We start from the raw sequence: 21,104 nt of genomic DNA, 5'->3' as shown, positions 1-21,104 counted from the left end.
GGGCAAGTTTGTTAAATCCAGCGTGATATCTATCACCGGTGATACCATGAAGGCCCCAGAGCTGGGAATCAAAATCGGCGTTTACGAGCACGGGAAGAGAAACTCGATAGCGGATTTGGGCGTTAAAGTCGGCCACGCGACGCTCATTGAGGGAGAAGACGTGAGAACTGGCGTGACGGTTCTTCTGCCACCGGTCAAGAACCCCTACAAAGAGAGGCTCTTCGCCTCGACCTTCGTCATGAACGGCTTCTCCAAGCCGATAGGCTTCGTTCAGGTTGACGAGCTCGGCTACATCGAGACGCCGATAGCTCTAACGAACACGCTGAGCGTCTACACGGTTGCGAGCGCGATGGTGAAGCACATGATTAAGCTGAACCCCGATTTGAAGAGCGTTTCTCCCCTCGTCATGGAGTGCAACGATGCTTACCTCAACAACGTCAGGAAGATGGCGGTTAGGGAGGAGCACTACTTCGAGGCCCTCAAAAACGCCTCGCTGGACTTCGAGGAAGGTGCCGTTGGAGCGGGAACCGGAATGAGCGCCTTTGAGTTCAAGGGCGGAATAGGCTCGTCTTCACGGGTCGTCGAGATAGGTGGCGAGAGTTATACGGTCGCCTCGCTCGTCCTTGCGAACTTCGGAAAACGGGAGGACCTGACCATAGCTGGAGTTCCGGTCGGCCTCGAGCTGAAGGACTACCCTGGAAGGGGAACCTCTGGTAAGGGTAGCATCTCGATGGTCGTTGCAACGGACGCTCCGCTAACGGCGAGGCAACTGAAGAGGCTCGCGAAGAGGGCAGTTGTTGGCCTCGCGAGAACCGGTGGCTACGCCTACCACGGCAGTGGCGACGTCGTCTTAGCTTTCTCGACCGCTCAAACCGTTCCCTTCGACAAAGAACCACACCCGATAAGCTTCCTGCCCGACAATGCCCTCAGCAGACTCTTCAAGGCAACGGCTGAGGCGACGGAAGAAGCCATAATCAACGCCCTCCTCCAAGCGAAAACCGTCGAGGGCAACGGCCACGTGAGGTACGCTCTGCCCGTCGAGAAACTGCTCGAGATAATGGAAAGGTACGGGAGACTCGAGAGACGCACCCGGTGAGTTTGTGGTTTTTCTTACACTTTTTAGTAGTTACTTATTGGAATATTTTAAGTTGGCACTATAAAAACAACGGAAGATAGAAATTCTTAAATATGCAATTTTTTCTTCATAATCGGGGGTGATGAACTTGACGCGGATAGTGTTAACGGCCGACGAGACTCTGACGAGCACATACCACGACGTCCCACTGCTCGACTTTCTGGGCTGTGCTCCCTACGACAAACTCCCCAAATGGGTCTTCAGGGTGATGGACTCCCAGCTCCCTGACAGGGACGGCGTTCTAACGCAGGCCCCCTACGGCCTCAGGAAGGTTGAGGCAGCGCTCCTTCGGGACGGGTTTAAGCGGAGTGAGGTCGTAGTTGCCCACCCGCGGAAGGTCGAGAAGTTTATAGGAGAGGATACCACCGTAGTGGCTCTCTACGAGATGGACCCCCTGGGTCTCGGTCCAGTGAGCATGATGTTCACAAACGGGGGACAGTGGAAGAACTACACCAGCGTCAAGTTCAGGGAGCTCGTGGAGAGGATAAACGGGATTAGGGAACGGAGGAAACTCGATTTCAAGCTCGTCGTTGGTGGCCCGGGGGCGTGGCAGCTGGAGTTCAGGAGGGAAGAGCGCGAGAGGCTCGGAATAGACCACGTTGTCATCGGAGAGGTTGACCACATCGCCGGAGAGCTCTTTCGGGAGATAGAATCTGGAACGGCTGACGAGACCGTGATGGTTAAGGGATGGCCGAGGGTTGAGCAGATTCCAACGATAGTCGCCCCCTCCTATAAGGGGCTCGTTGAGGTCATGCGGGGCTGTGGAAGGGGCTGCCGCTTTTGCGAGCCAAACCTGAGGGTCGCCCGCTTTATGCCGCTTGAGAGAATCGAGGAGGAAATAAAGCTCAACGTCAGGGCAGGGATAGACCACGCATGGCTCCACAGTGAGGATATTTTCCTCTACAGGGTCGAGGACAGGAAAACCTTCTACCCCAACGTCGATGCGGTCGTTGAGCTCTTTGAGACCGCCAGGAAGTACACGGGGAACGTGAACCCCACCCACGGAACCGTTGCGGCGGCGCTGGCCGCACCCGGTATGATAGAGGTTATCTCGGGCATCGTTGACGCCGGTCCAAACCACTGGATTGGAATACAGGTAGGTTTCGAGACCGCGGCGCCGGAGCTCATTGGAAAGTACATGAACAACAAGATGAAGCCGTTCTCGCCGGAGGAGTGGCCGTGGGTTCTGCTCAACGGAACTTACGTATTCAACAAGAACTACTGGTTCCCGGCGTACACCACGATACTCGGTCTGCCCGGTGACACCGACGAGTATGAAATAGAAACCGCCAGGCTAATAATCACGATGGAGAGGGAGCTCGAGACCAAACTCGGCAACAGGGCCCACTTTACCGTCACGCCCCTCGCCTTCGTGCCAATGGGACTCCTAAAGGACCAAGAGTTCTACCGCATCGAGGACATGATAACCTACGGCCAGTTCCTGCACCTCTACTACGCATGGAAGCACCTCGGAAAGGAAGTCGTTAGGGGACTGCCGGAGTTGCTCCGCGGAAATCCTTTCCTGATTCCCTTCTACCCCCTTGCACGCCTTGGCGTGAGAGCCGTCCTCAGGCAGATAGAGAAATGGGGTAAGAAGAGGGGCTACGAAGTTAAACCCCTAGAGCCACTCGATTTGCACGTGGATGTGGATGAACACAGATGGTACGACCAGCCAAGCTTCGCCGAGGCTTACTAAACCTTTATCTCCTCGTATTTCTTCTTCATCAGAAGCGCGTCCTCCTCGATGTTGGGGCTCTCGCTTATGACGACGCCCTTAACGCGGAACTCCTTCAGAACCCTGAGCAGGTCCTCCCACTTCATGTCGCTCTCCTGGAGCGGGAGGTGCCTCTTCTCCCCCTTCTCAGTGTACTCGATACCGCTCATGTGAATGTGCATGTTGTCTAAGGCCTCTCTGCCAAGCCTGTCCTCGATAAAGGCCAGCATCTCACGCCATTCCTCAACGGAGTTGCATTTGCCCCGGTTCCTCGCGTGGGCGTGCGCGAAGTCTATCGTCGGAAGAACCGTCTCAAGCTCCTCGCTGAGCTTCACTATCTCCTTAAGGTCGCCGAACTGGGTCGGCTTTCCGGTCAGCTCGGGCCTGAGCCAGACCTTGACGCCCCTGTCCAGGAGTTCCCTCTCAATCTCCTTCAGCGCGTCCCTGATTCTGTTGTAGACCTTCGCAGGGTCCTGCTTGAGGTAGTAACCGGCGTGAAAGACGACGCTCCATCCACCGGCGTCGTAAAGCCTCTCGGCGCTCTGGATTATCCTCCTCTTGCTTGCCTCGACCTTTGCCTTCTCGCTCGCGTTGAGGTTGATGTAGTAAGGGGCGTGCGCCGTGAGCAGGACGTCGTGCTTTTTGGCGACGTACTTGATTTTCTTCGCGAGTTCGGGCTTGAGGTTGACGCCCCTGACGAACTCCAGCTCCATCGCATCCAACCCGAGGTTCCTCACGTGGATTATGCCGTCTATCGTTGAGCGCTTAGGCGTTGAGAGCGGTATTCCAGCGGTTCCGAAACGCAACCTGTCTACTTTGAACATCTCTCCCACCGGTTTGATTAGGGAAGCCTAACTTAAAAACTTACCTCCACCTTCTCCCCAAGGTAGTCCTCAAGTTTTCTCAGCTCCTCCCTGAGCTCGGCCTCGATTCTCAGAAGCTTTCTCTCAAGTTTCTTAACGTCATCCGCCAGCAGGGACAGCTCCCGTTCTATGGCAAGGAGTTCATCCTGAACGGGCTTAACGCTTCCCAGGAGCTCTTCCCGCTGTGCCTCAAGACCTTCCAGCTCCCTACGAAGTTCACTCAGCTCGGACAGCTTGCCCTCAAGGTTTTCGAGTAGCCACTCCGCCGATTTCCTGGCCTTTCCCTCAAGTCTCGGGTAGACGTTGACGAGGAGGGACAGGAACTCTTTGGGCCTCTCAAGGGCAACTCCGCTGTCCCGGGCAACCTCATCGGCTATTCCGCCGAGGCGCATCCTCTTAAGCGGTTTCTGGAGCTTTGAGACCTTTGAACGGAGCTCAAGCTCGATTGAACGAATCTTAGAAGAAACTTCACGAGCCTCTTTCTCAACTCTCGTGAACTCCTCCGATGAGAGAAGGGACTCGAGTTTTTTCCTCTCCTCTTCGAGTTCGTGGGCGAGTCTTGAAAGCGCATCCCTCTTGGCCTGGAATTCACGCTGAGCCTTTCTGAGCTCCTCAAGCTTCTCCACGACGTCAATCTCGGGCGGAATAGTTCCCTCAAGTTCTGCTCTGAACTCAGTATAACCTTCACTGAGCTCTTTGAGAAGGGAATTGACTGCGTAGACCTCTTTCTCGAAGAGAATCATAACGTGCTTCCCGTAGTCGACGTGGACTTTCGCAAGGTCTGGAAGACGCTTTCCGAGGTCATCGATGGTCTGAATTCCCTCAACGGCGTGTCTCATCGCACTTACGTAGTTCCTCCGGTCGGCTTCAACTATCTGGAGGAGCCTCTCATCCACGTTCTTTGGGGGTTTGGCCTTTTCCAGCTTCCCAACGGCCTTGAGAAGTTCCTTTTTCTTCTTGCCAAGCCACTTATTGTACTTCTTCCTGAGTTTTTCGGCCTTTTTCAGGCCTTCTTCACGCCTTAGCTCGTACTCCCGTATCGCTTCCTCCAGTCTCAACCTTCATCCATCCTTTAACTTTTCCACGGAGGTAAACACCAACCACGACGGCGAGCGCAACGTCGGCAATCGCGAAGAGCAGTTTCTGGAAGACATCTATGTCCGAAATCGTCAGTATCGCGAGGGCGTAGCGGGTGGTGAGGTCAATAGTCACCCAGAGGGCCGGCGTCATGAGAAGGGCAGACGCGTAGTACCAGATGTGGTGGTCCCTCTTGAGGTAGGCCTGGATTACCCTTCCGGCCATCATAACCGCGATTCCCAGGGCAATCGAGCCCGCAAGGGCGTTGAGGTAAATCAGAGTCGCCAGGAGCGACGTTCCCGGATAACTGCCGATTAGTTTGAGCGAATAGCTCTCAAGGTTCAGGTAGGCGTTGATTGCACCGCTCGCTATGACGAGTATTCCCGCAACGAAGGAGAGGACAACGACGAACTGCTCAACGACTGCCTTCCTGAGGGACGCCAAAAGGTGACCTATGCTGAAGTTGAAGCCCTTGGTGAAGAATATCCCGCCGATTATGAGAAGGACAGTCCCCCAAATCACCGTTGAAACTATCTTCTCACTCTCGGGATACCACACACCGACGAGCTTGGCTATTCCGTAGAGTAAGGCCATCAGACCCGGAATGCCAAAGACGACGCGCGCGACCTCGGGGTCGCTCAGGATTTCCTTCATGTACTTGACGATGATATACCAGGTCGTCTCGATGCTCGGGCTCTGCTTGACGACGACGCGGTGGGAGGTTATGATTGGAACCTTCGAGGTGATAATCGGGAAAATCTGCTCGTCCTCGGCCCCGTCGGTAACGGGGATAACTCCATCGGCCGGAAAGACCTTGAGAACCTCCTCAAGCTGTCTCGCGAGTTCCATATCGCTCTTTAGCCCAACTTTCGGGTGGCCGGTTATTATCGCGACCTCAACCTCGTCGAATTCACCCTTCTCCTCAAGTTCGTCCCTCAGCTTAACGGCCGCGTAAACGACGTTCGCGTCACTGTCCTCCGGGTCGGCGAGGCTGAGCTTCAGGGCGGCATCGATACAGGCATCTCGCCCTATGATAGGACCCTTAACGCCCGCCTTCTTGCCAAAGTCATCATCACGGTCAATTGCCAGAACGAGAACCCTCATCACCGCACCTCTCCAACCTTTTCGAGGACGGATTTGACCTTGTCCTCCATGTGCCTATCCTTGTCGCGCCTGTCGTCAATCCTTATCGTTGTGGAAACCCTCTCGGCGCCAAGCTTGAACATCAGCTCGTGAGCCTCCTCGATTATATCAAAGGCCTCCCTAACGGTCTTTGTCTCGATGATGGTGGCCATCGGCGTCAACTGATATTTAACGCCCTTCCTCTCTAAAAGCTTTATCACCTCGGCGACATACCTGCTCAGGCTCTTCTCCCCGAGGGGAACGATTACGAACTCGACGATGACCACCTTCGACACCCGCTTTAATCTTTCTCGGCAGTAATTTAAGGGTTGCGATAGGTTAATAAACTAACGAGAGGTAATTTTAAGGGGGTGAGAGAGTGTACAGGATTAAGGATGAGTGGGGCGAATTCCTCGTCAGGCTCGCAAGGAAAGCCATCGAGGAGTACGTGAGGAATGGGAGGGTCATCGAGCCTCCAGAGGACACACCGCCGGAGCTCTGGGAGAAGATGGGTGTCTTCGTGACCCTCAACCGCCACAACGTCCCGCCACAGATGGCGCTTCGCGGGTGCATAGGCTTCCCCCTGCCGATTTACCCGCTGGTCGAGGCGACGATAAAGGCGGCAATCCACGCGGCAGTGGAAGACCCGCGCTTCCCGCCCGTTAGACCAGAGGAGCTCGACGAGCTAACGGTGGAGGTCAGCGTCCTAACTCCGCCGGAGCCGGTGGAGGGCCCGCCTGAGGAGAGACCGAGGAAGATAAAGGTCGGCAGAGACGGTCTGATAATCGAGAAGGGCATCTACTCGGGCTTACTGCTCCCGCAGGTGCCAATAGAGTGGGGCTGGGACGAGGAGGAGTTCTTAGCTCAAACCTGCTGGAAGGCCGGTCTTCCACCGGACTGCTGGCTCGACCCGGATACAAAGGTCTACCGCTTCACCGCTGAGATTTTCGAGGAGGAGTGGCCGAGGGGACCGGTGAGGAGGAAGCCGTTGGTTTAACCCTTCCCCATCTTCGCTATGAAGAAGCTGTTGCAGTCGTGTTTGTGCGTCCACGCGCGGAACACCTTGTCGCCGATTTCGAGGAAGCCCCTATCGCCCCAGCTGAAATCGTAGGGGAGAAGCTCCAGTCCAACCCTCTCGACGGCGAAGAGGACGTTCTCCTCGTCCTCATCAATCCTGATTGAGCACGTCGAGTAGGTCATCGCCCCGCCTACACGAAGGTTCTCGTAGGCGTTGCGGAGCATGTTCCTCTGAACGCTTATTATGCGCTTAATCTTGTTCTCGTCAAAGCGCCACTTAACTTCGGGGAACTGCCGGTAGGTTCCGGAGCTCGAGCACGGCGCGTCGAGGATTATCTTATCGAACTTGGCCTTATCCCTAAAGCTCTGCCCGTCCGCGTGAACCAGCTTGACGTTTTTGATTCCGAGGAGCTTCATCTTCTCCTTCATGCGCATCAGCCTGTCGTAGGAGTAGTCCACCGCGACTATCTCGCCTTTGTTCTCCATTAACGCGGCGGCGTGGAAGGTTTTTGAACCGGGGGCGGCGGCCAAATCTAGAACCCTCTCGCCCGGCTCTGGGTTGAGAACGTGGGCGACGTAAGCGCTCGCTAAATCCTGAATGACGAACTTCCCCTCTTTATACCAGTCGAGCCTCGTCACCGGCGTCTTGTAGTCGAGAACCTTTAGAACGTCCGGAACTGGCGTTAGGGCAGTCCTCACGCCGTTTTCCTCAAGGTAATCGCGGAGGGAGTCCACGTCCGTCTTAAGGGTGTTGGCCCGGACGTAGTACCTCTGAGGCCTGTTGTTGCTGAGGAGAAGCCTTACAGCTTCGTCGTAGCCCAGAAGCTCTATCACGTACTCAACGTACCAGCGCGGGTGGGAGAAGCGAACAGAAAGCCACTCAATTCTATCCCTCTCCTTGAGCCGTTTCAAGGCCCTCTCCACGTCGAACTTCTCTATCGAGTGCATCAGCGCGTTGACGAACTTCGCCCGGCTGAAATCAAAGCGCTCCTTGACGACCCTCACGACGGAGTCGGTAGCTATGGCGGGCGGAACCTTCCGGAAGTGGATTTCAAACGTCCCGATGCGGAGGAGATTGGCGAGATAGGGGTCGAGGTCTTCAACCTTCGAGCCCTTCAGCACGGAGTTTATGATGAAATCTATCTTGGCCCTCCACTTCTCAATCTCAAAGACGTAGGCATGAGCCAATCCGCGAGCCTTCTCCCTGTCCCTTCCGGCAACCTTCCGGAAGACCCGCTCAAGGGCGTGCTTGGAGGAGAGCTCGCGCTCCTCAACTAAGCTCAAAGCGTCCACAACGACCTCCTGAAAGCTCACCCTGTAAAACAGCTCCATGCTCGGGGCTTTACGGGACGCTTTAAAAAGGTGGCGGTGAGGTTTATTAGGATTGAATGCAATCTCCCACCGGTGGGAGCATGGAAGAGGTTGACAGGCTCGTCTTCAACTTTCCCCTGTTCAAAGATTACCGTGAGAAAGAGCGCTTCCTAAAGGTGGTTGGACTTCTCGTAAGCCACCAGATAACGTTTGAGAAAGCCGCAGAGTTGCTCGATATGAGGTTAGATGAACTTGCGTTTCTCCTCGACAAGTTAGGTGTTGAGTACTCCCTTCTCGATGAGGAGGAGGCGAGGTTAGAAAAGGAAGAAGCAAAAAGAATTTTGGAGGAGCTGAAACGTGAGGGCCGTCTTTAACTCTTCGCCTCTAATAACCCTAGCCAAGTTGGGATACCTAGACGTTGCGGTTAGTCTTTTTGAAAAAGCAATAATTCCTAGAGGAGTTTTGGAGGAGATTACGACGAAAGAAGATGATGCCAGTTCGTCAGTACTTAGGCTCATTGAAGAAAAACGCATAGAACTCCACGAGGTCAGTTCAACTCCGGTGTATCCCGGCCTACACAGGGGAGAGCTCGAGGCAATAGCGCTCGCAAAGGAAACTGACTCAATCGTCGTTCTTGATGATTTAAAGGCCAGAAAAGCCGCAAGGCTTGAAGGAATACGTGTCATTGGAACGTTGGGCATATTGAAAATTTTACTTGACGGTGGGCTTATTGAAGAGAAACCCGATGAGCTTCTGAGTAAACTGAACCGTATCGGTTTTAGGATTCGTCCAGAGTTGTTTTACGAGGTTATGGGTGGTGAGTTCTCATGATTCTCGATACCGACTACATCACCGAGAACGGGAAGCCCGTGATAAGGGTCTTCAAGAAGGAGAACGGCGAGTTTAAAATCGAGTACGACAGAACCTTCGAGCCCTACTTCTACGCCCTTCTGAAGGACGATTCTGCGATAGAGGACGTCAAGAAGGTAACGGCAAAGAGGCACGGAACGGTTGTCAAGGTGAAGCGCGCCGAGAAGGTGCAGAAGAAGTTCCTCGGCAGGCCGATAGAGGTCTGGAAGCTCTACTTCAACCATCCTCAGGACGTCCCGGCGATTCGAGACAGGATACGCGCCCACCCCGCTGTCGTTGACATCTACGAGTACGACATACCCTTCGCCAAGCGCTACCTCATCGACAAGGGCCTGATTCCGATGGAGGGCGACGAGGAGCTTACGATGCTCGCCTTCGACATCGAAACGCTCTATCACGAGGGCGAGGAGTTCGGAACCGGGCCGATTCTCATGATAAGCTACGCCGACGGGAGCGAGGCGAGGGTGATAACCTGGAAGAAAATTGACCTGCCTTATGTGGACGTCGTCTCGACCGAGAAGGAGATGATTAAGCGCTTCCTCCGCGTCGTCAGGGAGAAGGACCCCGACGTGCTCATCACCTACAACGGCGACAACTTCGACTTCGCCTACCTGAAGAAGCGCTGTGAGGAACTCGGAATAAAGTTCACACTCGGCAGGGACGGGAGCGAGCCGAAGATACAGCGAATGGGCGACCGCTTTGCCGTTGAGGTGAAGGGCAGGATTCACTTCGACCTCTACCCCGTCATAAGGCGCACGATAAACCTCCCGACCTACACCCTTGAGGCCGTTTACGAGGCCGTCTTTGGAAAGCCCAAGGAGAAGGTTTACGCAGAGGAGATAGCGCAGGCCTGGGAGAGCGGGGAGGGCCTTGAAAGGGTTGCAAGATACTCGATGGAGGACGCTAAGGTGACCTACGAGCTGGGAAGGGAGTTCTTCCCGATGGAGGCCCAGCTCTCCCGTTTAATCGGCCAGAGCCTCTGGGACGTCTCGCGCTCGAGCACCGGAAATTTGGTGGAGTGGTTCCTCCTGCGGAAGGCCTACAAGAGGAACGAGCTCGCCCCAAACAAGCCCGACGAGAGGGAGCTCGCGAGACGGCGCGGGGGCTACGCAGGTGGATACGTTAAAGAACCAGAGCGGGGATTGTGGGACAATATTGTGTATTTAGACTTTAGGTGCCACCCAGCCGACACAAAGGTTGTAGTCAAGGGGAAGGGCATAATCAACATAAGCGAAGTACGAGAGGGAGACTATGTCCTTGGAATAGATGGCTGGCAGAAGGTCAAGAAGGTCTGGGAGTATGACTACGAGGGAGAACTCATCAATATAAACGGCCTAAAGTGCACTCCCAACCATAAGCTACCAGTAGTGGGGAAGAACGAGAGACAGACCAGGATAAGGGACAGCCTTGCCAAGTCGTTCCTCACAAAGAAAGTTAGAGGCAGGTTAATAACCACACCGCTCTTTGAGAAAATTGGGAAGATTACTAAGCAGAACGTGCCCGAAGAGGAAGTGCTTAAGGGAGAACTTGCGGGAATAATCCTCGCAGAAGGCACGCTCATAAGGAAAGACGTGGAGTATTTTGACTCATCAAGGGGCAAGAAGAGAATATCGCATCAGTACAGGGTCGAGATAACCGTTGGAGAACATGAGGAGGAGTTCATAGGGAGAATAGTCTACATTTTCGAAAAACTCTTTGGTATAACCCCCAGAATCACCAGGAAAGAAGGCACCAAGGCTGTAACTCTCAAAATCGCCAAGAAAGAGGTCTACCTCAAGGCCAAGGAACTCATGGACAACGTTGAGAACCTTCACGCTCCTTCCGTTCTGAGAGGCTTCTTTGAAGGCGACGGAACGGTCAACAGGGTTCGCAGGACGATAGTCGCAAACCAGGGCACCAACAACAAGTGGAAAATCGAAATCGTATCAAAGCTCTTAGAAAAACTCGAAATCCCCCACAGCAAGTACACTTACGAGTACACCGAAAGGGGGAAGAATCTGACAAGATACATAATCGAAATCACTGGTAGGGATGGTCTTATACTCTTCCAAACGCTAGTGGGGTTCATAAGCACAGAAAAGAACCAGGCTCTTAGCGAGGCAATCAGGGGCAGAGAGATGAACCGCCTCGAAGACAACGCATTTTACAGCCTCTCTGAGTTCAAAGCAACTAAAGAGTATTACAAGGGCAAAGTCTACGACCTAACCCTGGAGGGAACACCTTACTACTTCGCCAATGGCATACTGACACACAACTCGCTGTACCCCTCAATCATCATAACCCACAACGTCTCACCGGATACTCTCAACCGCGAGGGCTGTAAGGAGTACGACGTCGCCCCCGAGGTTGGGCACAAGTTCTGCAAGGACTTCCCCGGCTTCATACCGAGCCTCCTGGGAGATTTGCTCGAGGAGAGGCAGAAGATAAAGCGGAAGATGAAGGCAACGGTTGACCCGCTGGAGAAGAAACTCCTCGACTACAGGCAACGCGCTATCAAAATCCTCGCCAACAGCTTCTACGGCTACTACGGCTACGCAAAAGCGAGATGGTACTGCAAGGAGTGCGCCGAGAGCGTTACGGCATGGGGAAGGGAGTACATAGAAACCACCATTCGCGAAATAGAGGAAAAGTTCGGCTTTAAAGTTCTCTACGCGGACAGCGTTACGGGCGAAACCGAAATCGTAATCAGAAGGAACGGGAAGGTTGAATTCGTGCCGATTGAAGAACTCTTCCAGCGCGTTGATTACAGGATTGGGGAGAAAGAATACTGCGTTCTTGAAGGCGTTGAGGCACTGACGCTGGACAATAGGGGCCGGCTTGTTTGGAGAAAAGTTCCCTATGTAATGAGACACAGGACGGACAAGAGAATCTATCGCATCTGGTTCACGAACTCGTGGTATCTCGACGTTACAGAGGACCACTCGTTAATAGGCTACCTGAACACCAGCAGGGTGAAGCCCGGAAAGCCGCTGAAAGAGCGCCTCGTCGAGGTAAAGCCCAAGGAAATCGGCAAAGAAGTTAAATCACTCATCACACCAAACCAGCCGATTGCCAGGAGCATTAAGCCGACTCAAACCGCCGTTAGGCTGTGGGAACTTATAGGGCTGTTGGTTGGCGATGGCAACTGGGGAGGGCATTCAAACTGGGCTAAATATTACGTTGGCCTTTCCCTAGGAATGGACAAGGAAGAAATAGAAGAGAAAATCCTGAAGCCTCTTAAAGAGGCTGGCATAATCTCCAACTACTATAACAAAGGCAAACCTGGCGACGTTTCGATACTCTCAAAGTGGCTGGCGGGCTTTATGGTCAGGTACTTCAAAGACGAGAACGGAAACAAGAGAATCCCCAAATTCATGTTCAGCCTTTCCAGGGAGTACATAGAAGCGTTTCTGCGGGGGCTGTTTTCAGCCGATGGAACGGTAAGCCTTCGCAGAGGAATCCCTGAGGTGAGACTGACGAGCGTTAATCCAGAACTCAGCGAGTCTGTAAGAAAGTTGCTGTGGCTCGTTGGTGTCTCCAATTCGATGTTCACAGAGACCACGCCAAACCGCTACCTTGGAAAAGAAAGCAGAACTCACTCAATCCATGTCAGGATAAAGAACAAACACCGCTTTGCTAAGGGAATAGGGTTTGTTTTGGACAGAAAAACATCAAAACTCTCCGAAAACTTGGGCGGTTATACAAACAAGAAACGGGCCTATAGTTACGGATTTGACTTGGTGTATCCGCGGAGGATAGAAGAAATCTCCTACGAAGGCTACGTCTACGACATCGAGGTCGATGGGACGCACCGATTCTTCGCAAACGGAATCCTTGTCCACAATACGGACGGTTTCTTTGCGACAATCCCCGGAGCCGACGCCGAGACCGTGAAGAAGAAGGCCAAAGAGTTCCTCAAGTACATCAACGCGAAACTGCCCGGCCTGCTCGAACTCGAGTACGAGGGCTTCTACGTGAGAGGGTTCTTCGTGACCAAGAAGAAGTACGCGGTGATAGACGAGGAGGGCAAGATAACCACGAGGGGTCTTGAGATTGTGAGGCGCGACTGGAGCGAGATAGCGAAAGAGACCCAGGCCAGGGTTCTCGAGGCGATACTCAAGCACGGTGACGTCGAAGAGGCCGTCAGGATAGTCAAGGAAGTGACGGAAAAGCTGAGCAAGTATGAAGTCCCGCCCGAGAAGCTGGTAATCCACGAGCAGATAACGCGCGATTTGAGGGATTATAAGGCAACGGGCCCGCACGTTGCCGTTGCAAAGAGGCTCGCGGCGCGGGGAGTGAAAATCCGGCCGGGCACGGTGATAAGCTACATCGTCCTAAAGGGTTCGGGAAGGATAGGCGACAGGGCGATTCCCTTCGACGAGTTCGACCCGACGAAGCACCGCTACGATGCGGAATACTACATCGAGAACCAGGTTCTCCCGGCGGTGGAGAGGATTCTAAAGGCCTTCGGCTACCGGAAGGAGGATTTACGCTACCAGAAGACGAAGCAGGTCGGTTTGGGCGCGTGGCTGAAGGTGAAGAAGTAATTAGACGGGTTATTCCCCGTTTTCTATTCTCTCCAAAACCTCTAAAATCCCCTCTACACTGGGCACCTCGAAGCCCCTCTCGTGGATTCTCCTCACGCCTTCGGCCTCTGGATTAATCCAGACCGCCCAGAGGCCGGCCCTTAATGCACCTTCAAAGTCCTCCGCCTTCGTGTCGCCGATGTGTATGGCCTCCTCAGGCTTCACGTTGAAGGTCTCCAGGGGTTTCCTGAACATCTCGGGGAGGGGTTTGAAGGCCCCGACTTCGTCGGCGAAGAAGGTTTTGTCGATGTAGTTCATGAGCCCGAAGCGCTCGAGCAGAAGCCTCGTGTATGAACCCGGCCAGAACATCACGTTGCCCGTGACGGTAACTTTCAGGCCCTTCCTCTTGACGCCCTCAAGAGCCTTTTTGGCTCCGGGGAGCACTATCTCCTCATCGACCTTGAGGACCGCCCTTGCCGCGGCCCGCTTCACCAGCTCGACGTCTATTCCGAGTAAATCTGCCAGCATCTCCTGGCTCTCCTCCAAGGCCCGCCTCGGGTCGCCTTCACCTCTGGCGCGCATGGCCTTTATCCTCTCGCGCGTCAGCATTATTCCCTCGGCCACGTCGAGTATGCATGCTCCCATAAGCTTCGTCAGCTCCACCGTGAGGGCATCGAGCATGACCTCTATGTCGAGGAGGGTGTTCCAGACGTCGAATGAGACGAGCTTCACCTTTATCACCGAAGGGGATTGGAGGGAGAACTTAAAAGCTCAGCGCTCTGAGAATGCGAGGTATCTGAGGCCCTCCATAAGCCCTGCTTCCCTCAGAACCGCCTTGAGGTTCCTGAACCTGGAGCGCATGACGAACAGCTCGTAGAAGCCCTCGAGGTTGCCCCAGTGGCCGTAGGCCGATAAGGCCAGATACATGACCTCCTTGGGCTTGAGCTTTCTCCCGAGGCTCTCGTTGAGGGCTTTAATGCCCGGCCTGACCTTGTCGAGCAGTCCCTCGCGCTCGATGAGGTGGAGCATCAGGTCCTCGACCGTCGGTTTCTTCCACTCTATCAGCCCGTCCTCGAAGGGCAGTCCAATGACGAGCGGAATCACCTCGATTTTTCCGACGAGGTAGCCCCTCGTGGTCGTTTCGTGCTCAAAGCCAGAGAGCTTCCCCGCTATCGAGGCGAGGGCGCTTTCCCTGCTCTCGTCTATGTCAACCGCAACGCCGAGCCTGTCAACGCTGAAATCAAAGGCCTCCATGGCTTTTAGGAAGTTTCCGAGGTTTCTAATTACCCCGGAGTTGCCCTCGCTCGGGATAACGGCGAGGTAAGCCCCGTCCGATTCCCGCCTGAGGAGGTCGAAGTTGTCGCGCTCAAAGACACGCTCTATAAACCTGAACTGGTACGGGGCATTTCGGCTCTCCCTGAACTCGAAGAGCTTCTTGAAGACGGCCTTGAAGAACTTGGCGTCGGTCTTCCCCTCGACGAAGAGGACGCTCGCCCTGGCATTTTCCCCCGAGAAGCCCCCGCGAACGTCGAACTCGATGTATTTCCTCAGCTCGTAGGTCTCCTTGAGCGTTATGCTCCTCCCTGTGTCCGAGTAGATTAGAACGTTCTCCTCGCCCTTCCTAAAGCGGTTCGCTATCAGGTCTACCAGCTCTAAACTGGCCGTGACGATGGTCTCGTCGCCCTTCAGCGAGTTCACGAAGTTAATCAGCTCGTCGCGGTTCTTCGAGTACTCTGGGAAGAGAACGGCACTATCGGCAAAGGCCTCCCAGCGCTTTCCAGTTACTACTTTCATTCACCTCACCATGTCAACCGCTATCGCGCCTATGACCGCGAAGGTGCTTATTATGACCGTCGCGTTGAAGTACTGAACCGCGTCAAAGTGAGCTATGTAGTCTATGCCGAAGAGGTAGATTAGAACCGCGGAAACGGCGTAGGAGATGAGGGCGACGGTTATAAGCCTCTTGGGAACGTGGAAGATTTCCTCGCGCTTCAGGTTCCCGAGCTGGGCCTTGGTGAGGAAGAGATAAGCGAGGCCAATCGTCATGAGGAAGATGGCGAGCGAGCGCTCGACCGAGATGTCCTTTGCCACGTCCCAGACCTCACCCGTGAAGATGAAGGGGAGCGCGAAGGTTATCGCCCCAACTATCTCCTGCGCTATATCGTCCCAGCCAAGGGAGTCGGGCTTTCTCCTCTCCTCCAGCCTGGCAACCTGTCTTGTCAGCTCTTCAACGCTCTTCCGGAGTTTCTCCAGTTCAACCACCTCGCGCTCAGGTTCGGGGTTCATCATCCCGTCAGCATTGGATTCACTCATCATCGCGGAAAACGCTTCACCGAGAAGGGTTATAAAGGTTAACATTCACTATGAAGAACGGTGATGCCCATGAGGCGACTTGAAACTGCGATGATGGTGTTTTTGGTCGGGATTCTTCTGGCCGTGCCTTTGGTAAGTGCCGGGTTCAACTCGGTTAACACAATAGTCGTTCTCCCGACCACCAAAGTTGTTAACAACATGCCCCTCCATATAAATGAAGACGCCATAGCAGGCGCAAAGCTCGGAGCATTTTTGGTGCTCAATGGAATTGAAACCAAGACGTACACAAAGACCGTTACTGTGCCTGTTGAGTACCACAGCATTCTCATACCCGATGAAAATCAGACTTACATACTGACCAGCAACGATATGCCCGACCTGGGACTGAACCTTGGCACTGAACCCGTTGGGAAGACCGTTGTGCTTAGAGTCAACTTTTCAAAAGTGTTCTACAATTCCACCAAACACGCAGCCGAGTTCCTTGATAGGAGCGTTGAAATACTTTTCAACGAGAACACTACTCCACTCGACATTGGGGGCAACTACAAAGTTGTCTATACAACCGTTGAGGGCAGAGATGTCATGTACTTCTATGACTACCGGTACTCAACCGGCAACACGAGCTCGCTTGGCGACTGGGTGAAAATGGGAAGCTGGAAGATTCACTTTATAGACATAGACACCAAGCAGTTAAAGACACTTGTTGAGCTCTACTATCCAGATGGAACCGTAAAACTTACGAGCCTCCTCAAGGACACATACTACCTAATGTACGTCCTCGCAAACGGAACCTTTGAGGTCAAAGAGTACTCCTCAAACCCAACTACTGTCATTGATGACCTTCTCAAAAGTGGTGCAAAAGAGGTCTTCCTCTTTACCCCGACAGACTTTTTCGTTGGAATAAACCAGGCCAAGATGGTGACCTACGACTACTGGTTCTACAAAAAAGCCAAACAGTACAGCGATGGCGACGTTTACAGCGGCCAGTGGGTCTGGGACATTCAGCCGGAGAACGACATATACGTGCTCTACCTCCACGTCAACGGAACGGAATACCCACCGGTGTTCATCGGTTCGGGCTCCTCCCTTAAGATTCCGGTCAAGGGATGGAACCTAAAGCTCGTCCCGGTCTTCAACAGAACCGCAGACGGCGGGGCAATAACCGGAATCCTCGGGTACAGATTCGTCAGGAGCACGTACGTCACCAAGAGCGTCTCGATTACCGCGCCTGCCGTAACGGCGACGAACGATGTAAACTCCCTCATAGTCAACGACACATACATCCTCGACAACGGCCTTCCGAAGGACAAAAACGTCGTGATAATCGGAGGGTGGGTGAGCAACAGGGCCTGGGAGGTCCTTGAGAAAGCCTACGGCGCAGACAAGGTCAACGAGCTCAAGAACGAGCTTATGAGCAAGGGCTACATTGTGGCCAAGCTCAAGAACCCGTACAATCCGAACTACTACGTGGTAATCCTTGCAGGAAAGACCTACCGTGAAACCGCGAAGGCCGTTGAGGAGTTCATGAAATCTTCGGGCTGATTTCCACATCCCCCTTCTTCCACTTTTTTCTCGGTTTCAAGCATCTCCTGCCAATCCCGCCCGCTTCTCACAAGTTTTATATACTCGACAGCCATCTAAACGTTCATGTCTCTGCAGAAGTACAGGGGATTTTCCAGGGACGCTTGGTTGCTGGTGGTTTACTCGTTCATATCCTGGCTAGGCGGGAACATAGCGTGGTTCATCCTGCCCTTCTACATGAAGTCCCTCGGCTACACCTACGGCGACGTCGGTGTGGTGTTCTCGGCATCAACACTCGCACAGGCACTGGCGCTCCTCTTCTCAGGCCCTTTGAGCGCTAAGCTCGGCTACAAGCGCTCCATCCTCCTCGGACTGGGGCTGATGTTCTCAGGGAGAGCCATCCAGGTGGCATTTCCTTCCCTCCTGCCCCTGGCTCTCGGCGGTGCCCTCGTTGGAATCGGTCTCGCCTTCGAGAGCCCGTCCTTCACTTCCCTCCTAAGCGGAGAGGTGAGCGACGAGAAGAGGCACTACCTGTTCAGCCTGTCCTCTGCACTTGGAACCATCGGCTCGGCGGTTGGACTAATCATCGCTGGAGTTCTCCCCCGGTGGCTGACGTACAGGGAAACGTTCGCCCTTGTCCTGCTTGTCATTCCCCTCCGCTTTCTGGTAATCCTTCCCACGAGACCAGTACTCAACGGCGGAAGGAGGATAAAGCTCCGGGGAGAAATCCTCCGGAGAATCGCGAAGTTCGCGGTTCCACAGGCGTTAATAGGCCTTGGAGCCGGAATAGCGATACCCTACGTTGGGCTGTGGTTCAATCAGCGCTTTGGGACGAGCCTTGAGAGCATCGGCTGGCTCTTCGCGGTTCAGCAGTTCATAATGGGTCTCGGCACGTTCCTCCTCCCAATCGTCGCGGACAGGATGGGCAGTGTGAAGACCATCGTGGCCTTCAACGGGAGCGCGAGCGCTTTGATAGCCCTCATGCCCCTCTCCCCAAGCTTTCCGGTCGCGGCGCTCCTGTACACCGTCAGGACAATCCTGATGAACATCGTCAACCCGATATGGAGCTCCTTCATGATGGGCTTCTTCAGCAAGGAAGAGCGCTCAACCGCGATGGCGCTCAACAACCTCTCCTGGACGGCCACCTTTGGAGTGGGCCAGTTCATCGGAGGTTTCATCTTCGACGTCTCACTAACATGGCCCTTCTTCATAACGGCTCTACTCTACTCGCTCTCGATGGCGGTCTTCTGGGAAACCTTCAAAAAAGAGGATTAGAGGCGGAACTGCTCCACGTTCTCGCGGAGCTCCCGCGCTATCTCTTTGAGCTTCCTGGCCTCTTCGCTTAGGGCCTCTATCTCAGCCCTCTGCTCCTGCATCGCCGAGCTGACTTCCTCGGCAGAGGCGGTTGTCTCTTCGGCGCTCGTGGCGAGGTTCTCAAGGGCTCTAAGGGCCTTCTCAACTTCTTCCTTCGTCCTCTCGGCCTGCTCCTTCACCTCGGATACCCTTTCGCCTATCGAGCCAATCATCTCAGCTATATATCCGAGGTAGCCAAGGCTCTCCTTGAGGGTCTCGGTCGAGTTTGAAACCGTGTCAACGCCCTTCTTCGTTTCCTCAACGGCCCTCCTGACCTTCTCGTCCATCTCGGCTATGATTTCGCGTATCTTTTCCGCGGCCTCCTTGCTCTCCTCGGCCAGACCGCGGATTTCCTGGGCAACCACCGCGAAGCCCTTTCCTGCGTCTCCGGCACGTGCCGCCTCTATCGCGGCGTTCAAAGCCAGGAGATTCGTCTGCTCGGCGATGTTCCCTATCGTTTGGGTTATCTCACCTATCCTCTTGCTCATCTCACTTACGGCCCTCACCGCCTCGTCAATGAAGTCCATCGAGCGCTTGATGCTCTCAACGTCCCGTATTGCCTCATCGCCCTTCCGTCCGCCCTCGGATGCCGTCCTCGTAACCTCCTCGACGGCCCTCTCAAACTCCTCCATTATGCTTGAGGTTTCTTCGGTGACCTGGGCAACGAGGCGCATTCCCTCGGTAATCTCGTTGATGCTCTCCTGCTGTCTCTGGGCTTCGACGCTGACCTGCTCTATGGCTTCACCGACCTGCTCCATCGAACCGCGAACGTTTTCAGCAATCTGCGCCAGTTCGCTTGCCTGCTGGTCGAGCAGTAGACCAATGTGGCGGATGTTGCCTATCAGCGTCCTCATCTTGGCCGACGTTTCGCGGAGGGCCTTTATTATGTTCTTCAGGTCTCCCCTTGCCTCGACGCTCAAACCGTTGCTCAGGTCGCCCTCGGCGAGGCGCTCGAGCTTCTGGATGACGCCGTTGAGGGTTCCAATAACGTCGCGCGAGATTGCCTCAAAGGCGGTAAGGAGCTTTCCAATCTCGTCGTCGCGGTAGGGGTAGTCTATTGAGCCAACGAGTTCCTTTGCCTCCTCAAGCCTGCCCTCGGCTATCAGCTCCGCCGCGTTCGTGAGTTCCTCTATCGGCTTCAACGCTTTTCTCAGGTACTGAACGCCAGCGAGCACGAGACCCAATGCTATCAGCGAGGCAAGACCAAGGCTGAAGATGAGGTTTTTGGAGGCCTCTGACTTCGCGCTGTCGAGGGACTTCACGAGTGCGCCGATAAGCTCGTCCTTTGGGGCAACAGCAACTATCGTCCAGTTCGTGACGCGGCTCCTAGCGAAGGCCATTACCATTACTTTACCATCGAGCTCGACCTCGACGACGCCCTTCTCCTCCCCCTTCATAGCGCTGGCTAGGGGAACGTAGCTTTCGTTCGTGAAGACGTTCACCCTGCCAATGAGCTCTCCTCTGGGGTGGATTACAATCGTGCCGTTTGGGCTGAGGACGAAGAGGTAACCTGTCTCCCCAATTCTGGTGGATGTTATCTCCTCCGAAAGGGCGGAGAAGTCAACGTCTATACCAAGGACACCCTCAACGACGCCGTTGTATACGACGGGGGTTATGTAGCTTATCACGGTCTTGTTCGTGATTATGTCGGTGTAGGGTTCCATCCAGAACGAACCGTTTTCCGCGGCCCTGCGGTACCAGATGGACTTAGTGGCGTTGAAATCGGGCGGAAGCTGGGCGGGAGGGACTATCTTCAATTTCCCAGTGCTGTCGGCGTAGTAGGCGTTGATTATGTCTCCTTCAGAGTTTTTCAGTTCAGTCAGCTTTTTCTCAACGGTGTTCCAGAAAGTCGGGCTCTGGGTGTATCCCGGCAGGTATTCGTTGACAGCGTACTCACTGGCTATGGACTTGGCGTAGGAATCGGCAACAAGCTGGAGAGGATGAAGCCGCTCGTCAATCATGAGCGCATACTTCTCACTTTCAAGGAGGGCAATTCTCTTCGCCTGGTCCGTTATCGTGGGCCCCATAGTCTTTTCCATAGAGTTTCCCATTCGCTCGATACCCCTGACCTGAGCCAGGGCCATAATGAGCATTATTGTGATGACGGTCCCAACGAGGACGAGGTAAAGCTTCTGCCTGAATCTCAAAGCTCTTCCCTCCGTTTGTTCATTCCGTCATTACTACCATGAAAAATCTTCCACTTGGGCCCTTTTAAGCGATTTGTGTAGGACATCATGTAGGTTCGAACCACGAAATGAAGGCAGGAGAAGCGAGAACCTGCTAACGTTTTTAAGCCAAAGCCG

17 protein-coding genes are annotated in these 21,104 nt (G+C 54.2%); 8 read left to right on the top strand and 9 right to left on the bottom strand.

The features are described 5' to 3' along the window. Positions 1-46 precede the first annotated feature (46 nt). Together BD01_RS10330 and BD01_RS10325 are read left to right on the top strand one after the other, a co-directional pair. Positions 47-1,096, top strand: a complete 1,050-nt coding sequence (locus BD01_RS10330; protein WP_042692779.1) for a DmpA family aminopeptidase — start codon at positions 47-49, stop codon at positions 1,094-1,096. Positions 1,097-1,217: 121 nt separating this feature from the next. Beyond that, positions 1,218-2,831 (top strand): B12-binding domain-containing radical SAM protein, encoded by a 1,614-nt coding sequence (locus BD01_RS10325; RefSeq protein ID WP_245599238.1) that lies wholly within the window; start codon positions 1,218-1,220, stop codon positions 2,829-2,831. Here the strand turns inward: BD01_RS10325 and BD01_RS10320 are convergent. From BD01_RS10320 to BD01_RS10305, 4 genes are read right to left on the bottom strand one after another with little or no spacing between them, the layout of a single operon-like run. Continuing rightward, positions 2,828-3,673 carry a deoxyribonuclease IV gene (locus tag BD01_RS10320; protein ID WP_042692773.1) on the bottom strand — a complete coding sequence of 282 codons (846 nt, stop codon included), beginning with the start codon at positions 3,671-3,673 and terminating at the stop codon, positions 2,828-2,830. The two genes, BD01_RS10325 and BD01_RS10320, sit on opposite strands and share 4 nt — an antisense overlap. Positions 3,674-3,705: 32 nt before the next feature. Next, positions 3,706-4,770 (bottom strand): V-type ATP synthase subunit I domain-containing protein, encoded by a 1,065-nt coding sequence (locus BD01_RS10315; RefSeq protein WP_042692771.1) that lies wholly within the window; start codon positions 4,768-4,770, stop codon positions 3,706-3,708. Further along, positions 4,727-5,893 carry a DUF373 family protein gene (locus BD01_RS10310; protein ID WP_042692768.1) on the bottom strand — a complete coding sequence of 389 codons (1,167 nt, stop codon included), beginning with the start codon at positions 5,891-5,893 and terminating at the stop codon, positions 4,727-4,729. The genes BD01_RS10315 and BD01_RS10310 overlap by 44 nt, the downstream gene beginning before the upstream one ends. Then, positions 5,893-6,198 carry an MTH1187 family thiamine-binding protein gene (locus BD01_RS10305; protein ID WP_042692766.1) on the bottom strand — a complete coding sequence of 102 codons (306 nt, stop codon included), beginning with the start codon at positions 6,196-6,198 and terminating at the stop codon, positions 5,893-5,895. Before BD01_RS10305 ends, BD01_RS10310 begins: the two co-directional genes overlap by 1 nt. Before the next feature lie 92 nt (positions 6,199-6,290). On the opposite strand from BD01_RS10305, the gene BD01_RS10300 reads away from it, so the two are divergent. Continuing rightward, complete coding sequence (locus BD01_RS10300) at positions 6,291-6,908, top strand: TIGR00296 family protein (RefSeq protein WP_042692763.1); 618 nt, start codon at positions 6,291-6,293, stop codon at positions 6,906-6,908. On the opposite strand, the gene BD01_RS10295 is transcribed toward BD01_RS10300, so the two are convergent. Beyond that, a complete protein-coding gene (locus BD01_RS10295; protein ID WP_042692760.1) occupies positions 6,905-8,260 on the bottom strand; it encodes an RsmB/NOP family class I SAM-dependent RNA methyltransferase in 1,356 nt (451 codons plus the stop codon). The genes BD01_RS10300 and BD01_RS10295 overlap by 4 nt on opposite strands. Positions 8,261-8,340: 80 nt before the next feature. Between BD01_RS10295 and BD01_RS10290 the strand changes: the two genes are divergently transcribed. From BD01_RS10290 to BD01_RS11110, 3 genes are read left to right on the top strand one after another with little or no spacing between them, the layout of a single operon-like run. Continuing rightward, a complete protein-coding gene (locus BD01_RS10290) occupies positions 8,341-8,613 on the top strand; it encodes a hypothetical protein (protein ID WP_042692757.1) in 273 nt (90 codons plus the stop codon). Beyond that, a complete protein-coding gene (locus tag BD01_RS10285; RefSeq protein ID WP_042692756.1) occupies positions 8,597-9,070 on the top strand; it encodes a DUF3368 domain-containing protein in 474 nt (157 codons plus the stop codon). The genes BD01_RS10290 and BD01_RS10285 overlap by 17 nt, the downstream gene beginning before the upstream one ends. Continuing rightward, positions 9,067-13,635, top strand: coding sequence for a DNA polymerase domain-containing protein (locus tag BD01_RS11110; RefSeq protein WP_051482213.1), 4,569 nt, complete (start codon positions 9,067-9,069; stop codon positions 13,633-13,635). Before BD01_RS10285 ends, BD01_RS11110 begins: the two co-directional genes overlap by 4 nt. Positions 13,636-13,644: 9 nt before the next feature. Here BD01_RS11110 and BD01_RS10270 read toward each other — a convergent pair whose 3' ends face one another. The 3 genes from BD01_RS10270 to BD01_RS10260 are packed head-to-tail and all read right to left on the bottom strand — an operon-like array spanning position 13,645 to position 15,927. Then, positions 13,645-14,346: an HAD family hydrolase gene (locus BD01_RS10270; RefSeq protein ID WP_042692753.1), complete on the bottom strand. Its 702-nt coding sequence runs from the start codon at positions 14,344-14,346 to the stop codon at positions 13,645-13,647. Positions 14,347-14,385: 39 nt separating this feature from the next. Continuing rightward, positions 14,386-15,408 (bottom strand): DUF3226 domain-containing protein, encoded by a 1,023-nt coding sequence (locus tag BD01_RS10265; protein ID WP_042692751.1) that lies wholly within the window; start codon positions 15,406-15,408, stop codon positions 14,386-14,388. Further along, a complete protein-coding gene (locus BD01_RS10260; protein WP_245599237.1) occupies positions 15,409-15,927 on the bottom strand; it encodes a DUF2391 family protein in 519 nt (172 codons plus the stop codon). A gap of 63 nt (positions 15,928-15,990) precedes the next feature. Between BD01_RS10260 and BD01_RS10255 the strand changes: the two genes are divergently transcribed. Together BD01_RS10255 and BD01_RS10250 are read left to right on the top strand one after the other, a co-directional pair. Next, complete coding sequence (locus BD01_RS10255; RefSeq protein WP_245599236.1) at positions 15,991-17,469, top strand: S-layer protein; 1,479 nt, start codon at positions 15,991-15,993, stop codon at positions 17,467-17,469. Positions 17,470-17,574: 105 nt separating this feature from the next. Then, entirely contained in the window at positions 17,575-18,723 is a 1,149-nt protein-coding gene (locus BD01_RS10250; protein WP_042692746.1) for an MFS transporter, read from the top strand. On the opposite strand, the gene BD01_RS10245 is transcribed toward BD01_RS10250, so the two are convergent. After that, on the bottom strand, positions 18,720-20,948 hold the full coding sequence (locus BD01_RS10245) for a methyl-accepting chemotaxis protein (RefSeq protein ID WP_042692745.1): 2,229 nt from the start codon (positions 20,946-20,948) through the stop codon (positions 18,720-18,722). The two genes, BD01_RS10250 and BD01_RS10245, sit on opposite strands and share 4 nt — an antisense overlap. Between the last annotated feature and the right edge of the window lie 156 nt (positions 20,949-21,104).

Origin of the sequence: Thermococcus nautili (genome assembly GCF_000585495.1) — an archaeon.
GTDB lineage: Archaea > Methanobacteriota_B > Thermococci > Thermococcales > Thermococcaceae > Thermococcus > Thermococcus nautili.
This window is presented reverse-complemented; position numbering and strand designations above follow the sequence as displayed.